Below are 23,231 nucleotides of genomic sequence, written 5' to 3' on the forward strand. Positions count from 1 at the left end.
AAAGGCAGCGAGACGTTCAACTGGGTGGAATTATTGGAGTAGGCGACTAATGTCATTCCAGGTCGCATAGGCCATCAGGAAGACCAATAAGACCAGTCCAATTTGTTGCGCCATTTCTCTCGACCGGTCTCCTAACGGGCGACCTAAAATGCCTTCGCAGGCAAAAAAGAAGAGATGCCCTCCATCAAGAATGGGAATGGGTAATAAATTCAAAATTCCCAAATTAATACTTAAGATCGCAATAAGCCACACGACGCTGGCAAGGCCCTGTTGGGCTTGTTCGCCTGACACACTGGCAATCATTAGCGGGCCACCGAGGTGCTTTGAAGAAATCTCCCCCGTCAAGAGTTTGTATAAACCAATAACGGTGAGTTCACACCATTTCCATGTGGCCTTGAGTCCATCCCAGGGGGCGAGAAATAGAGAAGTGCTTTTGAGCACCGTACCCGCACCGGCTAGTTTAATCCCAATGCGGCCAACAGACTTGGTTTCCCCATCGGAAGAGGTAACGGTTTGGCCTTCAGGGGTGATGCGAAGAGAGACAATCTGTCCTCCGCGATCGACCTGAACATCTAGAGGGGTTCCAGGGTGTTGGCGAACGATCTCGGTCATCTGAGACCAGGTGACAATCGGCGTGTCATTAATTTGGATAATTCGGTCATCTTGTTGAAGCCCCGCGGCCATGGCAGGGGTGTCCGGCATGACTCCTCCGACAAGCGGAGCATGATCCTCAATGCCTAAGGTGTATTGAGGCTCGTCCGGGCGATCTGGCACCATTTGAACCGTTGGAGTGATGATCAGCGTTTTAACGGTATCCCCACGGATGACATCCAGTGTGACGGGACGCCCATGGGCCTTGCCGACCTGTTGGTATAGTTCACCCAGAGTCGAGATGTCTTCTTCATTGGCCCGGATTACACGATCACCGATATGTAATCCGGCAGTTTCAGCTGGGGAGTCTGGTGTGATCGCTTCAATGACCGGTGTGATGTTGTCGATGCTGGGCACAAACAGGGGTGACCCTAAGGCCAGCATTCCCGTAAAGATCAGGTAACTGAGAATAAAGTTAAATCCTGGGCCAGCCGCCACAATCAACGTTTTGTGGGGAAGTGACTGGTGAATGAAGGATTCACGTTGTTCAGCAGGTGAAACAGCCTCTGTCACTTCCTCACCATATAATTTGACATATCCTCCAAGAGGAATCGCTGCCAAAAGATATTCGGTATCGCCAATCTTGCGACCAATGAGTTTTGGTCCAAAACCGATGGAAAATTTGAGGACCCTGACGCCTACCCATCGAGCGGCCAGATAATGGCCGTATTCGTGAAAGGTTACAAGGACTCCCAGTACGACCAGGAACCACCATAACTTTTGCCCAAATAGAAAGATGGAATCTGGAGAAAATGACAGGAGGTTATTCATGGGTGTTTATCGCGGGTTCATATTGGTGAAGAGGAACAGGCTTTCATCATTTCTGTGGCTGTGCGTCGGGCCCATTGGTCTACCTCCAGGGCATCTTCAATGGATGTGACGGGAGTCGCGATATAGGCATTCATTGTTTCCTGAATCACTCTGGGAATATCCAAAAAGGCAATTTGTTCCTTAAGGAAGGCATCAACGGCGATTTCATTTGCGGCGTTTAATGCAGGTGGAAGTCCGTCCGCTCCTGCCAGTGCGTCATAGGCTAACTGGAGACAGGGGAATTTTTTCGAATCCGTTGGATAAAATGTAAATTTCCCAATTTTTCCTAAATCCAGGAGTGGAGGATTCAAAGGAATGCGTTCCGGGTATTTGAGAGCATAGGAAATTGGTGTTCGCATGTCCGGGTGCCCTAATTGCGCGATGACTGACCCATCACAATATTCTACCAAAGAGTGGATAATACTTTCTCTGTGAATGACGACATCAATTTGATCGTGAGGGATATCAAAGAGCCATCGGGCTTCAATCACCTCCAGGCCCTTATTCATCAAGGTGGCGGAGTCGGTGGTGATTTTAGCACCCATTTTCCAATTTGGATGTTGCATTGCTTGTTCGGGGGTCACGTGTTCCAGGTCATTGATAGGCCAATCCCAAAATGGCCCGCCGGAGGCGGTTAACACGATCCGGCGAATATCTATTTTTCGGTGGCCTTCCATTGATTGGAAAATGGCGCTATGTTCACTATCGATGGGAAAAATGGTGACGCCATGTTTGTGGGCTTCCAGTTGCATCAACCGGCCTGCCATGACCATCGGCTCTTTATTGGCAAGCGCAACCTGCCGGCCTGCTTGAATGGCTGTCAAGGTTGGCTTGAGTCCTGCTCCACCGACGATCGCAGAAATCACTAAGTCACTTTTCGATGCACTGGCGACGGCGCAGAGCCCCTGCTCTCCGTCCAAAATTTCCGTGGACGTGTGTCCCATCCGTGCTCGCAATCGATTGGCAGCATCCCGGCAGGAGAGCGCAGCCACTTCTGGCTTGAAGATGCGGATCTGTTCCTCAAGAGCCTGATCATTTGATCCGGCAGCCAAGCCGACTACTTGAAATTCTTCAGGGAATCTGGAGATCACATCTAATGTACTGTTCCCAATCGATCCGGTAGATCCTAAGATGACGATGTGTTTCACCAGATTCTCTCCCTATGGTTGTGCACGGTCTGGTTATTAGGTTGAGCCCGTGAATAGGGCATAGTAGTAAAAGGCCGGTCCGGTAAAGAGCAGACTGTCCACACGATCCAACACTCCCCCATGTCCTGGAATGATTGTGCCTGAATCCTTGATACTCACGCTACGTTTGATCGCGGATTCTGCAAGATCCCCAAGCGCTCCGATTATGGCCATAGCCATGCCGAGAATAGCGCATTCCCCCAAGGAGAAAAAGGGGAGAAACCAAAAGTGGCTGATAAGACCTCCCAGCAAAGAAAAAAGTACCCCTCCGATCAAACCTTCAATCGTTTTTTTAGGACTCAGGGTTGGCGCCAGGGCATGTCGTCCAAGAGATAAGCCTACGACAAATCCACCGGTATCAGCTAACCATGTGATCGCCAAGACAAAAAAGATTAAGGCGATTCCATGGGGGAGTTGCCGGAGGAGTATGAAATGCCCGAGCAGAACCACGACATAAAGTATTCCAAAGGGATAGGCCGCCCATAAGGGGAGCCGTTGCCTCATGGCAGTCGGGGCTACAAAAAACCCCGTTAAAACAACCAGAACGATTCCCAAGAGCCAGAGATTCAAGCCTTGGGAGTAGCCGGTGTACATGGCAACAAGAAGCATGACGGCACCAACACAGGAGATTATCTTGGTGCCAAGGGTTCCGGTTGGTCCGAAGTAGAGTGTGAGAAATTCCCATAATGCGAGGAGAGAAGCTGTGCCAATCAGGAGAGAAAGCAGCCAAGGTGGAGAATAGCGTATTCCCGCATAGAGCAAAGGAATAAATACGATGGCTGAGTACAGTCGACGGGGATCCATTGTTTATAGGAGTAAAAGGGGCAGTGCGTCAGATAAACTAGAAGAAGGGTGCCTGGTATGCATGCAGGAGCGCCACAGACGGTTTATGGCGAAACAGTTTGAGTGATTCGGCCAAAACGACGCTCCCGTTTTTGATAATCGAGTAAGGCGAGAAGAGTCTCAATGCGACGGAAATCAGGCCACAGGGTTTTGGTGAAATAGAGTTCGGTGTAGGCAATTTGCCAGGGAAGGAAATTGCTGATTCGCGCCTCTCCAGAGGTACGGATGAGCAAATCTGGATCCGGTAAACCCCATGTGCTGAGATGTTGTTCGAACAAGTTCTCATCAATTTGGTCTGGTGTGAGCGATCCCATCTGAACCTCGATCGCGACTTTCCGTACGGCATCGACAATTTCGGCTCTTCCCCCATAGCTGAGGGCGACTGCCAGTGTGCGCTGAGTCAAATGGCGGGTTTCCTCTGCCACCTCTAAGGCCAGCGAACGGACGGAAGAGGGCAGTTGTTCCAGTCGTCCAATTGGCAGAAATCGTACCTGGCGCTCCTGAAACCGTTGGCGTTCTTGATGCAGGTACTGCTCAAGTAACCCCATAAGCAGTCGAATTTCTGAATGAGGCCGTTTCCAATTTTCCTGAGAAAATGCATAGATGGTGATATAAGGAATCGTGAGCTCATGCCCGATTTCCAGAACATCTTGAAGTGCCCGGAGCCCTTCTTTGTGACCGGCAATTCGAGGCAACCCGCGTTGAGCGGCCCATCGGCCATTGCCATCCATGATGATAGCGATATGTCGTGGAAGGGATGTGAGGTCAAGTTGATCCAGCAATTCGCCTTCAGCAACTTGTCTTGCTTCCACCGCCTGAAATTCATCCATGGAATTGTGCTGGACCCGATCGTAAGGGTAAGAACTGCGTTGGAATCTATCGAAAGATTATTGGAGTTAGGCAAAATTTTACAATAAATTCAGTCTAATAATGAAAGCGATTCTTGTCAAATTCCCACGAGACGATCTTCACCGGAAATTGCGCCCACCTGGGAGATGGGCTATACTCCTTCTTTGTTTCATTCTCATTTTGTCCTTCGTTGTCATTGATATCCTATGGTACCCAGCCTTTCAGACTTCGCCCTCCAAGAAAAGGATGTCCTTCAGGCCTTAAATAAGGCCACCGCTCGGGGAGTGGATTACGTGGACATGTATGTCGAGTCCTGCGTGACCGATTCCGTTTCTATGGAGGAAAGCCTCGTCAAGCGCGCAGTCAAAAGTATTTCCCAGGGGGCGGGTGTTCGAGCGGTGGCTGGAGAACGAACCGGGTTTGCATATTCAGATGATCTATCTGTACGAGACCTGGAAATTGCCGCTGATACGGCACGGTATATTGCCGATTCTCCCCAAGGGGACAATCCCATAGCCGTCACTCATCGTTCTCAGCCCTCCCAGAATCTCTACCCGTTGTCCCAGCCGCTCACCGATATTACGACAGAAGCTCGGGTTGCCTTACTGAATGAGATTGACGTGGAAGCCAGACGATATGACCCGCGAATTACCAAGGTCATGGCCTCTTTTAACACGGAACAGAAAATATTCTTAGTCATCAACTCCCAAGGACAACTGGTTGGAGATGTGCAGCCTCTATCTCGTCTTCAGATTTCCTGTATTGCCGAAGATGGGGCCAATCGCCAGGTTGGGTCTTTTGGAGGAGGGGGACGAGTCGGATTTGCTTTCTACCTGGAGCAGAATCGCGCGATGGAGTTTGCCCGGGAAGCTGCACGTCAGGCGATTGTGAATCTAGGCGCGGTCGAAGCTCCGGCCGGCACCATGCCGGTTGTGTTAGGTGGGGGATGGCCGGGCATTCTGCTTCACGAAGCGATCGGACATGGATTGGAAGCGGATTTTAATCGTCGCAAAACGTCAGCCTTTAGTGATTTAGTGGGAAAAACCGTCGCGTCCGAACTATGCACAATTGTGGATGACGGGACCCTCCCATTTCGGCGAGGTTCGATGAACATTGATGATGAGGGGACGTCGACGTCACGAACCATGCTCATTGAAAAAGGTGTGTTGCGCGGCTATATCACGGATCGGCTCAATGCCCGTTTGATGGGTATCCCGTTAACAGGAAATGGAAGACGTGAAGATTTCCGGAGCATTATTCTTCCACGTATGACCAATACCTTTATGTTAGCCGGAGAATCCGATCCACAGGATATCATTCGGTCGGTGAAAAACGGTTTGTATGCCGTGTCGTTTGGTGGAGGGCAGGTTGATATCACCAGTGGGAAATTTGTCTTTTCAGCTAGCGAAGCCTATCTAATCGAAGATGGGCAGGTGACCAAACCGGTCAAGGGGGCGACGTTGATTGGGAACGGTCCGGATGTGCTCAAAAAAGTTTCGATGGTTGGACATGATATGAAATTAGATGAAGGAATTGGGACCTGTGGAAAAGATGGGCAATCGGTTCCGGTCGGCGTGGGACTTCCTACCATTAAAATCAATGAAATGATCGTCGGTGGCACGGCGATGGGCTGATGGATAACCCTCCTGTTTTGTTTCTTTCCATTTAATCATTTAATAATGTCAAATCTGCCCACCACACATGGTGACCGGTTCCCGGAGTTAGCCGCCACCGTTCTCAAGCGAGCCAAGGCTTTAGGGGCGACGGAGGCGGATCTCCTTGTGGCGGAAGGCGATTCAGTCTCGGTGCAGGTGCGGATGTCGGAGGTGGATCGGCTCTCCAAGGCCCGCGAGAAGGTCTTGGGAATTCGGGTGTTTTTTGGCAAGCGTTCAGCCAGTTCTTCTACATCCGATTTTTCCAAAGCCTCGCTGGATCGTTTAGTCAGTGACACATGTAGTTTGGCCAGAGCTGTGGTTGAAGATGAAACTTCAGGATTGCCGGCGCCGGATCAAATGGTAGTCGATATCCCAGACATGGATATGAAAGATGATCGGCAATTGGCAGTTGATGAGGAAATAGACCTGGCCAAGCGAACCGAACAATCCGCGTTTTCCGCAGATCCCCGCATCACCAATTCTGAAGGGGCTGAGTGTTCGGCTGGCTATGGATCGATTTTGTTAGCGAATTCCCATGGGTTTGTTGGATCGTATGCCAGTTCTTCCTACTCACTCTCTGTGTCGCCCATCGCGATGGACAGCCAAAATGGCGGTATGCAGCGGGACTATTGGTACTCCGTGAAGCGTAAATTCCATGAATTGGATAGCCCGGAATCGATCGGCCAGGAGGCCGCTCGCCGAACCGTGAGGCGGCTAGGCAGTCAGGCCATTACGACACAAGAAGTTCCCGTGATCTTCGATCCGGAAACGGCCAAAGGCCTCCTCGGGCATATTTCCTCAGCGGTATCCGGGTACTCCTTGTATAAGGGGGCCTCGTTTCTTTTGGGGCAACTCGGAAAATCTATTGCTTCAGATTTGGTGACAGTGGTTGATGATGGTCGATTACCCGGAGGGCTGGGGTCTCGACCATTTGATGGTGAAGGGTTGCCCACGAGAAGAAACCTGGTGATCGATAAAGGCGTGCTTTCGAGTTATCTGTTAGACACGTATTCAGGACGAAAATTGGGGATGGCATCCACAGGGAATGCATCAAGATCGGTGGGCGAAAATCCGACAGTGGGCACCACGAATTTATTTCTCTCGCCAGGCTCCTATTCGCCCGATGAAATTCTCAAGTCAATGAAGCGAGGGTTGTACGTCACGGATCTGATTGGATTTGGTGTCAACCTTGTCACCGGGGACTATTCCAGGGGAGCGGTGGGGTTTTGGGTTGAAAACGGAGAGTTGACCCATCCGGTGGAAGAGGTCACCATTGCCGGGAATTTACAACAGATACTGAAGGATATTGAAATGATCGGGAATGATTTAGAATTTCGTGGCCGGGTGGCCAGTCCTACGGTTAAAATTCGCAAGATGATGGTTGCCGGTCATTAGAGGTATACAGGATAAGAACTCATTCAAGAGTTTATCGATTGCTGATCTATTTCATGAATTCAGAAATCGGCCAGAAGGCCATAAGGAGTCAGGATGCCACTGGAAAAAGAGGATGGGGCAAAAGTTCTCCAGTTGATCACTTCCCGGTACAATGCACGGGAATGGAGAAAGAAAATTGAAAAGACTTTAAGTTTGCCCCCATCAGGGTTGAAAGACGAAGATCAACGCAAAGCGTTTCTTTACCTTAAGGTCGGGCTACAAGCCTATAAATCCCGCCGGGCCGATCCACCTTCTTGGATTGTGGGCGGCTTTGCCACCAAGGAAGTGATTGACCGGGCATTGTTTAAACCCACGGTCATTGATCCGGGTTTTACCAAAGACCAGGTGACAGAATTTTTTGGAGAAGATCCCGGTTCGGAAGTCAATGAGGCCTGGTGGGAAGACATGCTCGTCAATTGGTTTGAAGAACCAGAAGAAGAGGTCGAAGACGCTCCAGACGCCGGGTCGTCTGAAGATTCGGAATCGTTGGCTGAGGCCGACGAGGCCTCAAGTCCTACAGACGCCGCTCACCCCCAAAAAACCATTACCTAAATTCATTTCTGTCCGATTCCTTCAGGTCCCTTGAGCCTAATTTTTTAGAGTAATGGCATGGGGGACCATGGTGGGAACAAAACTCCTCCGGCCTTTCTCGTCTTCACCGTTGCCAGTTCCAAGCACCTTGCGGGGCTTCGTCCATACTTCGTTACATCAATTGAACTCCTGGGTCTGTCGGCTCATGTATGGTGTGACGGTGGCGTCCTCATGCCCGGTTCCAGCTCAGGGACCAGCGTTGATTGTGTGTGACCATACCTCGATGGGGGACCCATTGGTCTTATTGGCCACCGTAGGACGTCCTATCCGGTTTTTAATGGCGAAAGAGATCTATGCGCAGTCACACCTCCGTTGGGTGTTTCAGGCGTTTCGTTGTATTCCGGTACAACGAGGCAAGCGGGATATCCGTGCGATTCGTATGATGTTAGATGGCCTGGCAGCGAAAGAGGTGATCGGTCTTTTTCCCGAAGGCGGATTGGATCGGCATCGTTTAGATACGGGGTATTTAGGTATTGGCTATCTGGCGATAAAATCAGGTGCCCCAGTCATTCCGTCGTCAATCGTGTGGGACGGCCCCCATTCGGTGACGTCGATGGTCAAAACGTTATTGGTTCCGAGTAAGGCGAGGATTCGGTATGGGAAACCTCTGCAATTCCCTCAAGAGGTTCGTCCGAGTAAGGAATCCCTTCAATTGTGTACGGGGGAAATTATGAAGCAGATTGAAGAGTTGAGGAAAAGCTTGCTGTCTGATGTATCCTAAGCCGAGCTTACCTGGAAGCTTATTCTAGGGGCATACATCCATTTCCGTCTCCAATACCCGCCATAGTAGAGCTTTTCCCTGTAGCTTTTGGTAGGGGCGAGTATCCATTTTCTTCCCAAATAGATCCTCGATAACAAATGGTAGGGAATCCCCATTACAGTTTGCCGGGTTTCGGCTCGGCAGCCGAGCTACTTTTGTTTCGGCAAAAGTAGCCAAAACCATCTTGGCCATGCTGTGGCCCTTCGGGTTCCCTGTGCGGTTCGCTGACCCCGGCGTCGCGCAAACTCGCAAGGCTCAAGCAATGCGCGCCTTTTTTCCGGGGTCGGCTGCACTGCTCGGCCACATCACAAGGCCAGGGGAGTCTGCTGAAACTATGCTTTCTTTAATTATAGAGGACCGACTCGCGGAGCCTGCCCTGAGTTTTCGAAGGGCTCAGACAGGTGCTCGCCGGCTGATAAGCGCGTCCGCCCATGGGGCCGAACGGCAGGCGTCGGTCAAGGAAGGAACGGAAAAGGAACGAGTAAGCTTCGGGGGTTTATTTTTGAAGGCAGGTATTGCAATCACGCAATCCGCTTTGGGCCTTACTCAACGATCCCCAAACGTGACACTTTCCTTTCAAATGGCAAGACCTGACCACAAACTCTCAGTGACCCATCTCATCCTTCCTACTCAGCATTGCCTTCACTTCCTCAATTGTATAAGGGGGTTCGCGACGATGTACGACAGCGTGGCAGTTCGCACAGAGCGGCCGGAGATCGAGGATGGGATCGACGGAGTAACTTCCACCCGCTGTAGCCAACGGCTTTAGATGATGAATATGAATGAAACCGGAAAGAAGGGGACCATAGACATCTGCAAAGCTGAACTCGCAGATCGTACACACTGGCCCGTAGTGTTCAATGCAACAGGCTCTTGCTGTTTCATCTCGCTCGTAGCGATTAACTTGAATTCGAAGTACGGCCCCCTCTGGATACTCCAGGGTCGGAGGGACTTCCTCTGGAGCCATAACCTCAGGTCGAGATGTTCCATCGGGTACCACGGTACTAGGAGTCTCAAGAAAAGCGGCAACCATAACTTGCTCACTCGGAGTATCTGGGGCTAGCATGTTTTTGAGTTGTTCGAAATCACCAGAAAGCCACCGCGTTACAACTTCATCAAATTTTCCAATTTCCCCCATAGAGCGTCGGCCGCACGCATCATGAATCGACTTTTCAGCAGAATATTGGTTGCTAAATCGGCGACGCTCAAGTTCACGAGTAGCTACAATATTCACTGCCTCACGACGAAGGTCTTCAGCGGTCGCGTCGGGCACGGCTGTTGTTCTAAGGCGTCTGATCTCACGAAGGACTTCCAGAACGTCTTCCAGCCTGCTCCGGCGCATTGATTTGCCTTTAGGAGCCATAATTCTTTTCGTTTGTCCTGTACATCTACCGCCATTACGTTTTCTGGGATCAGATCATAGCTAAAGAGGTCGCAGGGGCTAAACGGTTTCTGTGGTACAGCCTAACAATAATTTCACGGACTGTTTAATTTTGAATGATATGAATTAGATGCCGGGTGTCGGCCCGGCAGCCGAAGTCTCCTTCGACCGGGCTCAGGACAGGCTTTTTGTTTCGGGAAAAGGACCCAAAACCATTGAGGCCCCGCCCGCCTCAACAGATTGATGGAACGCGAAGCAAAGAGACGGGCTAACGCGCAGGGCTCACACATGCCCGTCAAGAACAAGAGCGTCCGACCAGGGGCCAGACGGCAGGCGACGGTCAGAAAAAGGGTGGAAAAAGGAAGAAGAAAAGCTCCGCAACCTAACTCAGCATGTGCTGGATTTTCAGATTCTCTCCATACTGTATTGCAAGACCTGCCCCTTACCCCAGAAAACATAGCGGTGCGAATCACTGCTCTTCCTAGACATAGACTGCGACTCATTTTCAACCGATTCCACGTACGCCACTGCGCTCGCGTGGCATGGGACCAGTTGCCGGCGGCGCGGCAGTCCGTAAAGCTATGGTCCGAATGTGCTTACCAAACTCCATGAATTCCCCAGCACGGGCCGTTGCGCGCCATGACGGTTCTGTATTGCTATGACCCCAATAGTCGCCGTGACCAGCGCCCGGAATTTCGATGGCATCAACTGCGCCCGCCACAGATGGTATTGGCCGTTCGTGTCCCAAGGCTGTAGGAAGGAAGCCTTCGCCACTTCCAGCCGCGAATTGGCCTGGAGGAAACGTAAGGGTGAGCACGATATCGCTCCCGGAGTAGAGCACCAAAACCTTCCTGGCACGAACCATGGCCGGCTCGAGCCTTCCGCCCCATTCCACTTGGAATACAGGTACAGCAGCAGCCATCAGACACACTTTGCCGACTTGAGGCCGAGCACCCAAAGCGCGAATGGTTTCGAGGATAACCCGGCATCCTAGCGAGTGTCCGATGAAATGAACAATTTCAAGGTTGGGCATGCGGGCAAGATGACTTGCGAGAACAAGCCCGGCTTTCTTGGCTGTAGTCACGGCAACCGGATAGACAAGAAAATCGACAAGGTCCGCTATTCCCCACGCCGCGTCGCCTGGCCAGTGCGCGTCCGCAAGAACCGTCTCCAGTGCAGGCGGCAGAAGGCTAGGATCCCGCCGGTACTGTTGCTTGCGAAATCCCTGAAAGGCGGTTGCCGCTTCGCCATAGTGGTTGTTGAATCCGTGCACAAGTATTATCGCCTCACGGCCGGCTTTGCTGCCCTCCTGAGGCAATTCGAGCACGATCGGCCTTAGATCCCCTCCTTCAAGCAAATGACGAAGCTGGAAAATCACTCCCGGCCGATAGTCGATCGGGGGGTTGAAATATTTAGCCACCTTCGCGGACTTTCTTGAGGGCAACAACTAAATCCTTGGCAACGGGCGCCACAATGCCACCTACAAGTGACGCGATAAAGATTCGCAACCAAGTCAGCGGGTTTATCAAATTCAAGGCGGACATACTGATCTCAATGTACGCCAGGCTTATAAACAAGAGAACGGCGCCCAGAACAATGGAGCGTAGCTGGTTCCAGTTCGCCCATTGGTAGTTCATTGTTATCTGCAAGCTATCAAGGCGCCGCTTAACAAATTGGCTCAACCTACTGAATGCATCGACACGATCCTTCATGGTTTGGCTGTTCTCGGTTTCATGGGGTACCCGTCTCGATTCCACTTGCCACAAATTAATGTCATACTCACTCGCACCCAAGGTCAGAAAACTATAAAATTCTGGATAGACGGCCGGATTTGAGAGAACAATATCCGCAGCCCCCTGGATCTGTCCCATCATGCGTTCGATTTCCAGCGCAAACAAAGCGTTTGAAGGATCGAGTTTGAATCGGCCGCCTTGAATCCTATCAAGAGCATACCGTGGGTCAAGATCCTGGCCTGTCGTAAGCAAAACGAGCTGGCGGTAAACTTGGTCATGAAACTTGTACGGACCCTCATAGTTTGGGGGCATTCGGCCTTTGCTGATCCATCGGTAGAGTTGATGCATAAGGAAGCGCTCGCGTGTTTTCCGGAGGCTCTTCCATGCTTCAAGCAGTGCCACCGCAAGGACACTGGTCGCGGTGAGCGCCAGCGCATATTGCAAAATGAAGTCGCTCATGCTGCCGACGACCTGTAATATCTTGTCGGGCAAAAATTTTATTTCAGTGGACATCACCTCTCCTTTCTTTGAAAAGGGAAGAAACAACCCATGGTTGTTCGAGCTCGCAAAGCATGGCTTTTTAAGGCATCACGTCCCAGCCACAACACGACCTTCCAACATTAATGGAACTGTTGAATACTTGCAAAAATGTCGGTTTTTTTGAAAATCGCACCTCTTAATTTAACAGCCCCTGAATGGACAGGAAAGCCAATCCCCCCGATTAAGAACCATTAGAATAGCTTTCGGAAGATTCAATTTTGAAATATTTTATGATACGTCGAAATATGTCAAGGAAAGTTGCATGCCTCTTCGAAAATTATTCGAGGCCGAAACCACCTGCCTAATCTACCTGATGTCTTTTTAGGTACGAACATCATCGTCAGGCTGGGCCCAGATTCTTCGCGGAGCCTGCCCTGAGCGGAGTCGAAGGGGCTCAGAGTGACAGAGTAGCTGAGAACTCCGACGCCATCTGTCTGGTCAAAGGGAGGGACGCTTTTTTCCCCTGCGGACCTTGTTTGAGCCAGGCGAGTTGGTCCGCTCTCCGCAAGTTGGCGTCCGTCCCCTCTCATGAGGCCAGACGGGGCGTCAATGGTTTTGGCCACTTTTGCCGAAACAAAAGTGGCTCGTGGCGCGGGGGCGAAACCCCGCATTGCATTTAGGAGTTGGCTGTCAGTTGTAGGTTTGTTTTTCTGGAGTCAGGTCTGGCAATCACACAATTCGCTTTCTATTTCAATCCACTATCCCAAAGCGTGACCATCCATCATTTCGCAAGATTTGATCCAAAGCACCAGCAGATTGTTAGGTGACATTTTTCTTTAACTCTTTTAGGTAGCGGATAATCGCTGAATCAGGTGCAGAACGGGAAATAGATTTGTAGTGTTTATCAATTTCCCGAAGACCGGAGTCCTCATAGATCAGCGATTTCGCCTCCTTAAACCTCTCTAATACCCCGCTTTTCGCTGCCGCTCGCTCAAGGCCATTGTCAATATCAAGAACATCTTCCGCGCCCATAAACGTGGCCACCACATGTACTGATATGTACTCATCGATAAATAAAGCATGTTCGTCTGTAAATTCTGCGAGCTTAAGTATAGCGGACGAGATTAATTCTTTTCGTTCTTCGCCACTGAGTTTGTCGTTCTCCATTACTTCGGTTGCGATCCGATACGCAGTATTCAGCATTTCGTGAAGTTTCTCGTATATGCCCAGACGGCGCTCGAACACCTTTTGTGCATACGACTCAATGCGATTCTTGCGCCGAAAGTATTCGCTCAAGAGTGCTCCCACGAGTAAGCCGACCAGACCAATCAGAGCACCTTGCATGTTCAAGTCCAATGTCATCTAACAATGTTTAGGCGGATCCGCACACGAGCCGGACCTGTGTATTCCTGTCCGTCTAACCAATTTTCAGAAAAATTCCATGTTTGCCGTCGTTTCCATGAGGTGTACCTCATGGTCTATTTATCGCGGCATGTTATCCGGATCCGCATAACATCCCCTCGTATAATTAGCTCAACTTCAAACCACTGGCCTGCGGTTCCATCTAATAACTCCACCGAACATTTCAAGTCAGGAAATAATTTAATAATCGTCGAAATAAGTCAAGGAATGATTCGTGTTTTTTCGAAAACTATTCGAGGCCGAAACCAAACACTCAAATCCACCAGGTCTTTTTGCAATTACGAATACGTTCGTTGGCTGGGCACAGATTCTTCGCCGGTGGCTCAGAATGACGGAGTAGTTGAGAACTCCGACGCCTGCCGTCTGGTCAAAGGGAGGACGCTCTTTTCCCTTGCGGACCTTGTTTGAGCCAAGCGAGTTGGTCCGCTTTCCCCAAATTGGCGTCCTTCCCCTCTTATGAGACCAGACGGGGCGTCAATGGTTTTGGCCACTTTTGCCGAAACAAAAGTGGCTGGTGGCGCGGGGGCGAAACCCCGCAACTAACATTCAAATTGACTAGATGGTTTCTAGAACAGGCTCATTTGGGTGGGGGGATCGGCTGGGGTTTCTTCTTTGGGGGAGGCTTTGGATGTGGGAAGGGTTGGTGTTGACGCGGATTGCGGAAGCGTGGGAGTTTTGCTCATTTCTTCCAGAACCGTCTTGAGTTTTTGGAAATCTTCCTTAAGAGGAATGCGCAGATTGCCCTGGTGGAGTGCGGCTGCCGGATGAAGCAGTGGGAACACGATGAAGTTTGGCATTCGGATGACCTGCCCACGTACTTTGGTGATACCGACTTTTCTTTCCAATAACGTTTGTGTGGCAAAGTTTCCTAACGTGCAAACCAATTTAGGTTTGATGAGTTCGATTTGTTGAAGCAAAAACGGTTTGCATGTCTCGATTTCCTCTGAAAGAGGATCTCGATTGTTGGGTGGCCGGCACTTAATGACGTTAGCAATAAAAATATCCGCGCGACTGAGCCCGATAGATTGTAGTAACTCGTTGAGTAATTTTCCTGCGGCCCCGACAAAAGGCTCTCCCTGCCGGTCTTCATAAAAGCCCGGGGCTTCTCCGACAAACATGATGTCGGCCTGAGGATGCCCTGTCCCAAACACCACCTGCGTGCGTCCTGAAGACAAGCCACATCGTTGGCAGTTGTGAAGGGATGATTTGAGTTCATCAAGATCCATTGAGAGGGGATCTTAGGTTTGACAGTTTAGGATGTCAATGCGAAGAGGTTTGGACCCATTCAGTTACAGCCCTGGCACAGGCATAGGCACTCAGGACGGTGCTTTCCAGAGAAGGGGGGAGTGGGGTGGCCGTCCAGGGACCGGCAAGAAAGAGATTGGGAATGGGTGTGTTGGACAGAGGACGAAAGGTGCGGAAACCAGTCCGGCAGGGAATATAGCGGTAAACGGATGGCGTGTCTGATGACCCACTATATGGCAATGACGGCTTAGGGGAAATGTTGAATATCTTATTGATATGAGGCCAGACGGTTTCTCTCAGCCAGTCGTTGGTGTGTAACGCTGATGGTGAAGAAGAGAGGCTGATGCCCGTAATCAAGGTCGTTGGACCATCCGTGTATGGAACGGCCTGGCTGGTGACCCAATCAAATACACCGGAATTAAGGATAAGCCGAGGAGGAAGAAGTATGTCGTTAAGGGTCAATCGGACTAGTGTTCCCGATGATTCCTGTAGTTGAGCCAAATGGGAAAAACACGAAAAACGTGCCGGGGCTCTTTCCGGTAAGAGTCGAAGTAGTTCTGGAGGGGAAAGGGGCGAGACGTAGATGTCGGCGTTAAGGCGCTCGCCTTTAGCCAGGCCAATGGCTTGAATCCGTTCTGTGTCGGCATGGATGCCGGTGATGGCGTGTGAGGGATAAAACGTGACCCCTTTTTCTATTAAGACATGTCTGAGTTTTTGTTGAAGATGGCTCTGCATGTCAGGTGAGGCTAAGAATGTTTCTGGTCCATTCGGTTTGGATAACCAGAATCGAGAAAGTACTTCCAGGAAATACCCGAGTGATGCCTGGGTCACATCACACCCTAAAAACAATCGACAGAATGGATTCCAGATACGTTGTCGTGCAAGAGCCGATTGTTGAGTGGAAATCAGCCAGGATTCAACCGTGAGCATATCAGGGTGGTGATCTGGTGAACGGGGTTCCTCCCATTTTTTTTCTAAAAAATTAATCAAGTGCCAGCGATCTGACCAGGGAAGAGCGCGAATGCCGGCGAGTCGGATCATGGGGTGAAGAGTCGCAATACCCTTCGCGGCGGGGAGGGTGAGTGTTTGACCTTCGGATGTCCCAAACTCCAGGTTGACCGGTTGAATGCCTTGGGCTGCGTGCTGGAATGCCAGTTCCTGAAAAAGTCCCCATGTGGCATGGTAATACCGTGGGAGAATAAGTGGGAACGACTGCGTCGTGAGGCGTTGAAGGGATGGTGGATGATCCGGTTCTATCGGTTTCGCAAAATAGGGAAATGATGGTGCTGGAGAATCAGGGTTGTCGTCCTCAAGAATGGTGATCCGGAATCCGTAGGGAATGAGCCGGTAAGCCGCGAGTAATCCTGGCAGATTTCCGCTCAGTATCAGAATGTGGTGTGTCACACTGTTGGAGCACTGTTATGGGAAAGAAAAGACCGAATCCAAATATGAGCGGCAATCCCGAGTCGTTGTAGGGGGGCGACTCGAACCCGTGGGCCGAATACCTGGTAGTGCGGGTCTTCGAGTTGTTTGAGGATGCGGCGGTAGACTCCACGCATGATTTCTGCAACCACCAGCGATTTTTGATCGGAGGGGGGCAGGGATTGGAGAATTTCTTGAGCTTGGCGGTAATAGGTGCGAGCTCTTTCGCATTCAAATTTCAGAAGTTCAACCAGCGCCGGCGACCGTTGTTGGTGCAGGAGAGCATGTTCCGAATAACCAAAACGCTGTAAGTCTTCGAGCGGAAGATAGATGCGGTTCTGTTCGGCATCCCCCTTGAGATCACGAAGAATATTCGTTAATTGAAACGCCAATCCCAAGTTGACCGCATAGTCCTCCGCCGCAGGGGATTGGGTTTGGAAAATCTTGAGGCAAATCAGTCCAACCACTGAAGCGACCCTGTAGCAGTATTGATACAGATCGGCAAACGTCGCAAACCGATTGGAAGTCAGATCCATTTCTACACCGGAAATTAATTCTTGAAGGAGCGTTTCCGGGATGTCAAAGGTCTGCAGGTGGGCGGCGAGGCTCGTCGTGACCGGTTGGGTCGGATTGCCTTGATAGGTGGCCGTCACCTCTTGTCGCCATTTGCGGACTTCTTCGATGGGATGGCTTCCCGGGGCCGGTTCATCAACGGCGCTATCCACCATTTTGCAAAAGGCATAAATGGTATACATGGCTTCCCGCCGTTGCTGTGGCAGGAACAAAAAAGAGTAGTAGAAGTTGCTGCCACTTTCTTTTGTATATTTGGTGCAGAATGTCTGTGCTTCAATAGGAGTCATGGGCTTCATGGAGTATTTCCCAAAGGCCGTGGCCAGGCAATGATCGTGAAACGCGGGGACAAATGTATAACTGGATGACGGTGTTTTCTCTATTCCAAGACAAGGAGTGTGGGGCTAAGCCGTCAACAACGTTCGCTCCCTACCGCGTTGAACGGTTATGTTGAGGATTCCCTTATTTTTTCGCATAGCGCTTGGTGACTCATAGGTGGGGCACTGGGCTCCATTATGACAACAATCTCATTGGCGAATACACTACTGTGAGCAAGAGCCCAGAGTAGCAAGGATTGCGAAGCTCTTCAATGCATGGTGAGCGGATAATATCCAGGATGGTGTGGAATGTTTTGCGGTTGATTCAACAGAACACCGGATGATTCTCTATAACCGATTCCTTGATCCTTTAAGTGCCATAAGGCCGACCAACGCAATGAAAATTTGGAGGGTTCCTCTTACTGGGTGGGACCCTTTCCCGTATTTTGGGCCTGTGACTTGAGTTTTTCGGCAGAGATCCAACCTGTTTTTCCCGTTGGCGTTTGAACCTGATAGACCCATCCGGTTGCCTGATAGGCTCCATCCAGAATCGTGAGTGTTTCGCCTGGTTTCACTATGGGACCAGGCGTAGTGTTGGCAGGATCACCCATCAGCATGGACCTTCCAAGGGTATCTGTCAGCGACACTTCCTGATTCTCGTGAAAGGTCGGAGGTGTGATCCCAGTCTGATCTTGATTTCTGGTGATGGCAGCCGTATCGGTGGCGGTGCCTTGAGGCATAAAGGTATTTGAGTTGAGAACCCAATAGGCCACCCCAACAAACAACAATAAAAGTACAATCCAGAGAAGCGGTTTCCTTGAAGGAGGCTTGGATTGATTGAGATCGTCCTCTTCCAATCCTTCGTCAAATTCCAAGTCTTTGTCAGGCTCCTGGGCAAAGAGCACGTTCCATCGAGAAGGTTGTTCTGGGGAGAACACCGCACCCATTGTCGAGGTCATCATGCCTATCTCCTTTTTGTCGTGAGGTCTGCAAGCAGTGTCAGTGCCGGATTGGCGTGGTATGAAATTGCCAAATCCAGGTCGTGTACGAAGAAATACCCACTCATGAAGTTTATTAACATCACTTCTATTTCCTGTCAAATCTTCCCAACATATTGATAAGGAAACATGGTTTCTTCTTGTGGCGAACAGAGTGCATAGGATGAAACGATCCAGTCCATTCCAAGGGTAAAATGATCCGAGTTGCCTGTTGTCCCTGGCCATGAGGATTGATATGAGGATCAGTGTTATGGAAAATACACCTCGGATGGAATCTGTGGTTGGGGAGGGAACATGAAATCATATCGGGAAGAACTCTGGTTTCAGACCAAAGAACGCAGGGAATATCGGAATATTACCTCTCAGGTGGAACGTGTGGTACAACAAAGTGGGATTCAAGAGGGATTCGTCCTGGTGAATGCCATGCATATCACCGCGAGTGTCTATATTAATGATGACGAAGCCGGGTTGCTGCAGGATTATGAACAGTTCCTTGAGCGCCTTGTGCCGCAGACGGGAACGTACCGGCACAATCTAACCGGAGAGGACAACGGTGACGCTCATATCAAGCGTCAAATCATGGGCAGGGAAGTCGTTGTGGCTATCACCAAGGGACGCTTGGACTTTGGTCCATGGGAACAAATTTTTTACGCGGAATTTGATGGGAGACGTCGCAAGCGGGTGTTGGTGAAGATCATTGGAGAATAGTGAGTTGGCAAACGGGTTCCAGTCATGTGAAAATACCGTGGAAATTTGGATGATCTGCCTTCTCAGAAAATTTTTACCTTCGTCTGGAATTGTGAAAACCCATGAATGCAATGTCTAGTTGGTATCGTCCTGATCCCCTCACCCGGGATTTGATTCATCTCATTAATGCCCGGCGGCATGAACATGGGGATCCCAGTTTGGCCATTGAAGTGTTACAGGCCTTATTAGATCAGGATCGTGAACATGAGGTTCTCACCGTTCTTGCAGCCTTAGACGAAAGTATGGCGGAGTGGTTATTTGATTTGCTGGCGGAAGCGGCCAGCTCCTGTCTGATGGAGGATGAGAGCGAAGACAGCGAGATGTATGGAATTCTTGCCTCATTTGAATTATCACTCCAAGCCAATTTGGAGTATCCTTTGAAATTGAAAATTGATCCTGTGGAAACGGCGGATTTGTTGCGGAAACATCTGCATGTCCCGCCAGGGGCGGTGATCACGGTCGAACCGAGGCTTCTCACCGATTCCACATTGGAGTTTTTAAGCTTGCAGAAGATTCACGACCATATTTCCAACCTGGCTGAAGGACAGCCACGTCAGACGATTGCGGCCAGGCTTCATCCACCCGTTGAAGCCACCGCATTTTTATTTTTTGAAATTCTTGGCGTTCCCGATACGACGTTGCCGGAAGCCCTTTCCGAGGACGACTGTCAGGCTATTATGGATCATCTGGTGGGTCAATGCCCCGAAGTCGCCAAGGCGCCGCAACTTCTGGAGGCTCCTAATTACGCGGCCTATGCCTTGTATGATGCACAAAACGCCGTTCGTCTTCATCGATTGGCTGATGAAACCGCTGCGGTGTGGCATGACCTGGAAGGCCCGGTTCGAAGCCGAACCGTGGTGCATCTCCATACCCAATGCGGGAATGGCGTGTATATGCCTGTGTGGACCGATCTGTTTGATCCGGATCTTCCTGAAGACCATGGACCGATTTGGACATCCCCGGATGTGTGGGTGTTTACGGCAGATTTGCCAATTGAATGGCCGGGGGAATTGTTAACCAATCGCCTGCTGGCTGAGGGCTGCACGCGATTTGAAAATCACATTGTGGAAGCCACTGACAATTAAATATCGACCTGGCGGTCATGGGGTCTCGTTCATTGTTTGGGGATCTGACCGGCCAGCCGCCTGACGTAAGTGATCGATCAACTTGGGAGGAACCCGTAGCGAACCGCGCCCCGTTCCGACCGAAATCTCAGGCTTGAAGGCGCCGTGAAAATCACTGCCTCCCGTCATAAGTAAATCGAATTTGCGGGCTAAGTTGAGATTGATTGAAATTTGGCGAGCGGAAAACGTTCCATAAAAGACTTCAAGCCCTCGTAATCCCTGCTCAACCAACGTCCGGCATGAGTCCGTCGTCTTATCGGCACCTAATCCCTCCCAATAGGGGTGAGCAAGGATTGGGATGCCGCCGGCCTCAGTAATCCACGTCATGATTTCAGCCGCCTCGGGGACGACCCGCCGAACATAGGCTGCGCCTCTGACTCCCAGGAATCGATCGAAAGCTTCTTTCATCCCCTTCACGTACCCCTTTTCAATTAACATGTGCGCGATATGTGGGCGACCCATGGTTCCGCCTCCGGCAACATGCTCCACTTCAGCAAGAGAAATCTCCACTTTGAGGGTGTGAAGCCGGTCAAGGATGTGGTGAAGGCGATCAACGCGTGTCGCGCGAAGCTGCTCGAGTCTGGCTTGAAACTGAGGATCAGCGAGATCAATGAAATAGCCGAGCATATGCGTTTCCCGCCCCTGAAACTCTGTACTTAATTCAATACCCGGTATGATTTCAATCGGGAGATGATGAGCCGCGTCCATGGCTTCCGGCAGGCCCTCAGTCGTGTCATGGTCGGTAATGGCCAGGATGCTCACGCCTTGTTGATGAGCAAGTTCCACAAGTGCGGTGGGCGAAACACTGCCGTCCGAGAAATGAGTGTGAGTATGCAGGTCGATACGGCTCATGAGATCGGTTGAGTTTTATGGTTTCCGTGCCAAAATGCGTGCGGTAAACGCCCGTGCTGAAGAGCTTTCATGATCCCCTTCGTCGTAATGGAGAATGCTGAGCCCTTGAAGAAGTGTGAGCAATTCATTGGTTTCCAGGCAGAACTCCTTTCGGCGCGGGTGTTGCCGATGAATATGGTTGTCCAGAAGGAAGGTCTCATACATGATGATGCCACCGGATTTCAGGGCGTTAACCAGTTGAGGAAAGAGCGGCCGGTACAAGTAGAAGAAGACGATAATCACATCGTACAGGGCTGTGCCCAAGTCCGGGGGATGTTGCGGATTCGCTTCTAAGTCTATGCATTCCGTCGTTATCGAGGGTAGGGCCGCTTCTTGGGCTTTCTCCTGAAGCTCATGGAGCGCGTCGGCATCGCGATCGATGCCATGAACTGAAAACCCTTTGGAAGCCAGATACATGGCATGACGACCACGTCCCGTTGCCACATCCAACACCGTTCCATGAGGAAGTCGGGAGAGCTGGTCTACTAGAAATGGAGAAAGATGCTTGTGATCAAGGGAGGCGATTGGTTTGCGCGATCGGATCAATTGGACCCCGACAGACCCCTCAATACTCTTCAACGGAGGGCGGATTTTTCTGACCCATATTTTGAGACGGGTAATGGGAAATTCATGAAGCAGGGCTTGGCAGATTGTCTCAGCCAATGTTTCAATCAGCGAAAAGGCCTGCCCTTCCCCAATGTCTAGAATTCGTTGCGTGATTGTTCCGTAATCGACCGTATCGGAAATGTGATCACTCTGAAAGGCCGATTGATTGGGACATCGGAAGATAAGATCGACCAGCAGAGGTTGGGGTTGCTGTCTTTCCGTTTCAGTGACCCCGCATCGTGCGGCCAACTGGATACCTTTGAGGACGATAGATGAAGACATGGGCCATTATGTCAGAACTTCCTGGTCGTGTGCATGTGATATTTGAAGGGAGGCGATTCGTAGTCCGGATCGTGTTCCGGAATAGAGTGCTTGGATGGATTTCATTCGGGAGGTGTTGATGAAATTCGGTAAATGGATCTCCCGCCAGCGGTGGATAGGTCTAAAGGCCGGCCCTGGATTTGGGTGGATCATCGGTTGCCTCTCTTGTCTCCTTCTCCAGGGTTCGTGTGAATGGGGTGGGTCATCCACCATCATGGTGACGGCTGAGGAGTTTCGATTTAATCCTACCCGGATTGAATGGGTATCCGACCAGCCTCTTCGTCTTCTGATTAGAAATCAGGGACGGGAACGACACGTGTTTCATAGCCGGGAATTGTTCGGGCCGGAGTCCGGCGTCCTATGGCATCAGCCAAAGGTGGCGCTTCAAGAAGCCAATGCCGTTGTCCTTGAGCCTGGTCAATCGATTGAGTTGTCTTTCACCCCGTCTGCCGGTCTCTATCCCTTTCGCTGTTGGATAAAAGGGCACACCGGCATGGAGGGCACGATCCTCGTCAAAGATCGTTCTTCAAAATTATGAATGCTTTATCGAGGAAATCACAAAAAGGTCGGCAGGCAACCGCAAAGCCTTGGATTTTTTATTGGCGTAGGTCGGAAACTTAAGCACCTCTAAGACCTGAGGGACTTCGATTGTCTGGCGAAATTTAGAAATACGAATGGAGACGACTGGCAGAATGCTTGCTGGTGTCAGTCAGTCACCAGCAAGCGATATCTTATTTGCCTGGGACAGCGTCAATGGAGTTTCTGGCCTTGGCGTCACGTTCGCAACTCATTGTGGCGAGCATTTTCTGGCCAGCAGTCGCATCACTCGGAATTCGGGAAAGACAGGCTTCAAGCGTGTCGCCTTGCGTGCCGGTGGAGACTCGAGTCGGTCCGGTCGTCACGGCTTTAGCTTCCGCGTTTGACGATGGTGAAGCCGGAGAAGCTGCCGAGCCACTTGCACCAGTTGCGCCGCCATTCATCTCAGCGCAGCCCATGGTCAAGGTTGCGAGGCCGAAGGAAGCATAGAGGAACATTGTAGAAAATGGTTTCATTGGTCGAACCCCTCCTCAATGGATAAACAAGTCGCGAAATATACTTGAGACTCCAGAAAAAAACAAGGTGCGGACGTCAAAATCTTCTTTCCTGATCTCTTATGCGTATGGGTTGTTTCCAATCTGATTATCTTGACTGGTA

At 50.7% G+C, this 23,231-nt stretch carries 22 protein-coding genes; 7 read left to right on the top strand and 15 right to left on the bottom strand.

The window, feature by feature from the left end:
- Nucleotides 1-30: 30 nt before the first annotated feature.
- The 4 genes from rseP to ACTRXD_RS02910 form a co-directional block, all read right to left on the bottom strand.
- Complete coding sequence (gene rseP, locus ACTRXD_RS02895) at nt 31-1,422, bottom strand: RIP metalloprotease RseP (RefSeq protein WP_442430340.1); 1,392 nt, start codon at nt 1,420-1,422, stop codon at nt 31-33.
- A gap of 17 nt (nt 1,423-1,439) precedes the next feature.
- A complete protein-coding gene (locus ACTRXD_RS02900) occupies nt 1,440-2,609 on the bottom strand; it encodes a 1-deoxy-D-xylulose-5-phosphate reductoisomerase (RefSeq protein WP_442430341.1) in 1,170 nt (389 codons plus the stop codon).
- Nucleotides 2,610-2,645: 36 nt separating this feature from the next.
- Nucleotides 2,646-3,452, bottom strand: coding sequence for a phosphatidate cytidylyltransferase (locus ACTRXD_RS02905; protein ID WP_442430342.1), 807 nt, complete (start codon nt 3,450-3,452; stop codon nt 2,646-2,648).
- 83 nt (nt 3,453-3,535) lie between these two features.
- Nucleotides 3,536-4,321, bottom strand: coding sequence for an isoprenyl transferase (locus tag ACTRXD_RS02910; RefSeq protein WP_442430343.1), 786 nt, complete (start codon nt 4,319-4,321; stop codon nt 3,536-3,538).
- Nucleotides 4,322-4,546: 225 nt separating this feature from the next.
- Here ACTRXD_RS02910 and tldD point away from each other — a divergent pair, with 225 nt between their 5' ends.
- The 4 genes from tldD (at nt 4,547) to ACTRXD_RS02930 (ending at nt 8,741) form a co-directional block, all read left to right on the top strand.
- The gene (gene tldD / locus ACTRXD_RS02915) at nt 4,547-5,974 is read left to right on the top strand and encodes a metalloprotease TldD (protein WP_442430344.1); all 1,428 of its coding nucleotides are present in this window, start codon (nt 4,547-4,549) and stop codon (nt 5,972-5,974) included.
- A gap of 45 nt (nt 5,975-6,019) precedes the next feature.
- The gene (locus tag ACTRXD_RS02920) at nt 6,020-7,390 is read left to right on the top strand and encodes a TldD/PmbA family protein (RefSeq protein ID WP_442430345.1); all 1,371 of its coding nucleotides are present in this window, start codon (nt 6,020-6,022) and stop codon (nt 7,388-7,390) included.
- 93 nt (nt 7,391-7,483) lie between these two features.
- The gene (locus tag ACTRXD_RS02925; RefSeq protein ID WP_442430346.1) at nt 7,484-7,981 is read left to right on the top strand and encodes a hypothetical protein; all 498 of its coding nucleotides are present in this window, start codon (nt 7,484-7,486) and stop codon (nt 7,979-7,981) included.
- 67 nt (nt 7,982-8,048) lie between these two features.
- A complete protein-coding gene (locus ACTRXD_RS02930) occupies nt 8,049-8,741 on the top strand; it encodes a lysophospholipid acyltransferase family protein (protein WP_442430347.1) in 693 nt (230 codons plus the stop codon).
- Between the two features lie 643 nt (nt 8,742-9,384).
- On the opposite strand, the gene ACTRXD_RS02935 is transcribed toward ACTRXD_RS02930, so the two are convergent.
- The 8 genes from ACTRXD_RS02935 to ACTRXD_RS02970 all read right to left on the bottom strand — a co-directional run bounded on the left by ACTRXD_RS02935 (nt 9,385) and on the right by ACTRXD_RS02970 (nt 18,312).
- Entirely contained in the window at nt 9,385-10,122 is a 738-nt protein-coding gene (locus tag ACTRXD_RS02935; protein ID WP_442430348.1) for an HNH endonuclease, read from the bottom strand.
- A 544-nt stretch (nt 10,123-10,666) separates the two neighbouring features.
- The gene (locus tag ACTRXD_RS02940; RefSeq protein ID WP_442430349.1) at nt 10,667-11,581 is read right to left on the bottom strand and encodes a DUF726 domain-containing protein; all 915 of its coding nucleotides are present in this window, start codon (nt 11,579-11,581) and stop codon (nt 10,667-10,669) included.
- On the bottom strand, nt 11,574-12,407 hold the full coding sequence (locus ACTRXD_RS02945) for a hypothetical protein (RefSeq protein ID WP_442430350.1): 834 nt from the start codon (nt 12,405-12,407) through the stop codon (nt 11,574-11,576). The genes ACTRXD_RS02940 and ACTRXD_RS02945 overlap by 8 nt, the downstream gene beginning before the upstream one ends.
- 786 nt (nt 12,408-13,193) lie before the next feature.
- The gene (locus ACTRXD_RS02950) at nt 13,194-13,718 is read right to left on the bottom strand and encodes a hypothetical protein (RefSeq protein ID WP_442430351.1); all 525 of its coding nucleotides are present in this window, start codon (nt 13,716-13,718) and stop codon (nt 13,194-13,196) included.
- A 644-nt stretch (nt 13,719-14,362) separates the two neighbouring features.
- Nucleotides 14,363-15,022, bottom strand: a complete 660-nt coding sequence (locus ACTRXD_RS02955) for a uracil-DNA glycosylase (RefSeq protein WP_442430352.1) — start codon at nt 15,020-15,022, stop codon at nt 14,363-14,365.
- A 34-nt stretch (nt 15,023-15,056) separates the two neighbouring features.
- A complete protein-coding gene (locus ACTRXD_RS02960; protein WP_442430353.1) occupies nt 15,057-16,445 on the bottom strand; it encodes an FAD-dependent oxidoreductase in 1,389 nt (462 codons plus the stop codon).
- Nucleotides 16,442-17,332: a presqualene diphosphate synthase HpnD gene (hpnD, locus tag ACTRXD_RS02965; protein WP_442430354.1), complete on the bottom strand. Its 891-nt coding sequence runs from the start codon at nt 17,330-17,332 to the stop codon at nt 16,442-16,444. Before hpnD ends, ACTRXD_RS02960 begins: the two co-directional genes overlap by 4 nt.
- Nucleotides 17,333-17,769: 437 nt before the next feature.
- Nucleotides 17,770-18,312, bottom strand: coding sequence for a hypothetical protein (locus ACTRXD_RS02970; protein WP_442430355.1), 543 nt, complete (start codon nt 18,310-18,312; stop codon nt 17,770-17,772).
- Nucleotides 18,313-18,642: 330 nt separating this feature from the next.
- Here ACTRXD_RS02970 and ACTRXD_RS02975 point away from each other — a divergent pair, with 330 nt between their 5' ends.
- Both ACTRXD_RS02975 and ACTRXD_RS02980 read left to right on the top strand, forming a co-directional pair.
- Nucleotides 18,643-19,056 (top strand): secondary thiamine-phosphate synthase enzyme YjbQ, encoded by a 414-nt coding sequence (locus ACTRXD_RS02975; protein ID WP_312748751.1) that lies wholly within the window; start codon nt 18,643-18,645, stop codon nt 19,054-19,056.
- 101 nt (nt 19,057-19,157) lie between these two features.
- Nucleotides 19,158-20,180, top strand: a complete 1,023-nt coding sequence (locus ACTRXD_RS02980; RefSeq protein WP_442430356.1) for a hypothetical protein — start codon at nt 19,158-19,160, stop codon at nt 20,178-20,180.
- Between the two features lie 15 nt (nt 20,181-20,195).
- Here ACTRXD_RS02980 and ACTRXD_RS02985 read toward each other — a convergent pair whose 3' ends face one another.
- Nucleotides 20,196-21,071, bottom strand: coding sequence for a PHP domain-containing protein (locus ACTRXD_RS02985; protein WP_442430357.1), 876 nt, complete (start codon nt 21,069-21,071; stop codon nt 20,196-20,198).
- A 15-nt stretch (nt 21,072-21,086) separates the two neighbouring features.
- Nucleotides 21,087-21,998 carry a dihydroneopterin aldolase gene (gene folB, locus ACTRXD_RS02990; RefSeq protein ID WP_442430358.1) on the bottom strand — a complete coding sequence of 304 codons (912 nt, stop codon included), beginning with the start codon at nt 21,996-21,998 and terminating at the stop codon, nt 21,087-21,089.
- A 118-nt stretch (nt 21,999-22,116) separates the two neighbouring features.
- Between folB and ACTRXD_RS02995 the strand changes: the two genes are divergently transcribed.
- Nucleotides 22,117-22,575: a cupredoxin domain-containing protein gene (locus tag ACTRXD_RS02995; protein ID WP_442430359.1), complete on the top strand. Its 459-nt coding sequence runs from the start codon at nt 22,117-22,119 to the stop codon at nt 22,573-22,575.
- Nucleotides 22,576-22,768: 193 nt separating this feature from the next.
- Here ACTRXD_RS02995 and ACTRXD_RS03000 read toward each other — a convergent pair whose 3' ends face one another.
- Nucleotides 22,769-23,089, bottom strand: a complete 321-nt coding sequence (locus ACTRXD_RS03000; protein WP_442430360.1) for a hypothetical protein — start codon at nt 23,087-23,089, stop codon at nt 22,769-22,771.
- Between the last annotated feature and the right edge of the window lie 142 nt (nt 23,090-23,231).

The organism is Nitrospira sp. T9 (genome assembly GCF_052156535.1).
In the GTDB taxonomy this organism is placed as follows: Bacteria; Nitrospirota; Nitrospiria; order Nitrospirales; family UBA8639; genus Nitrospira_E.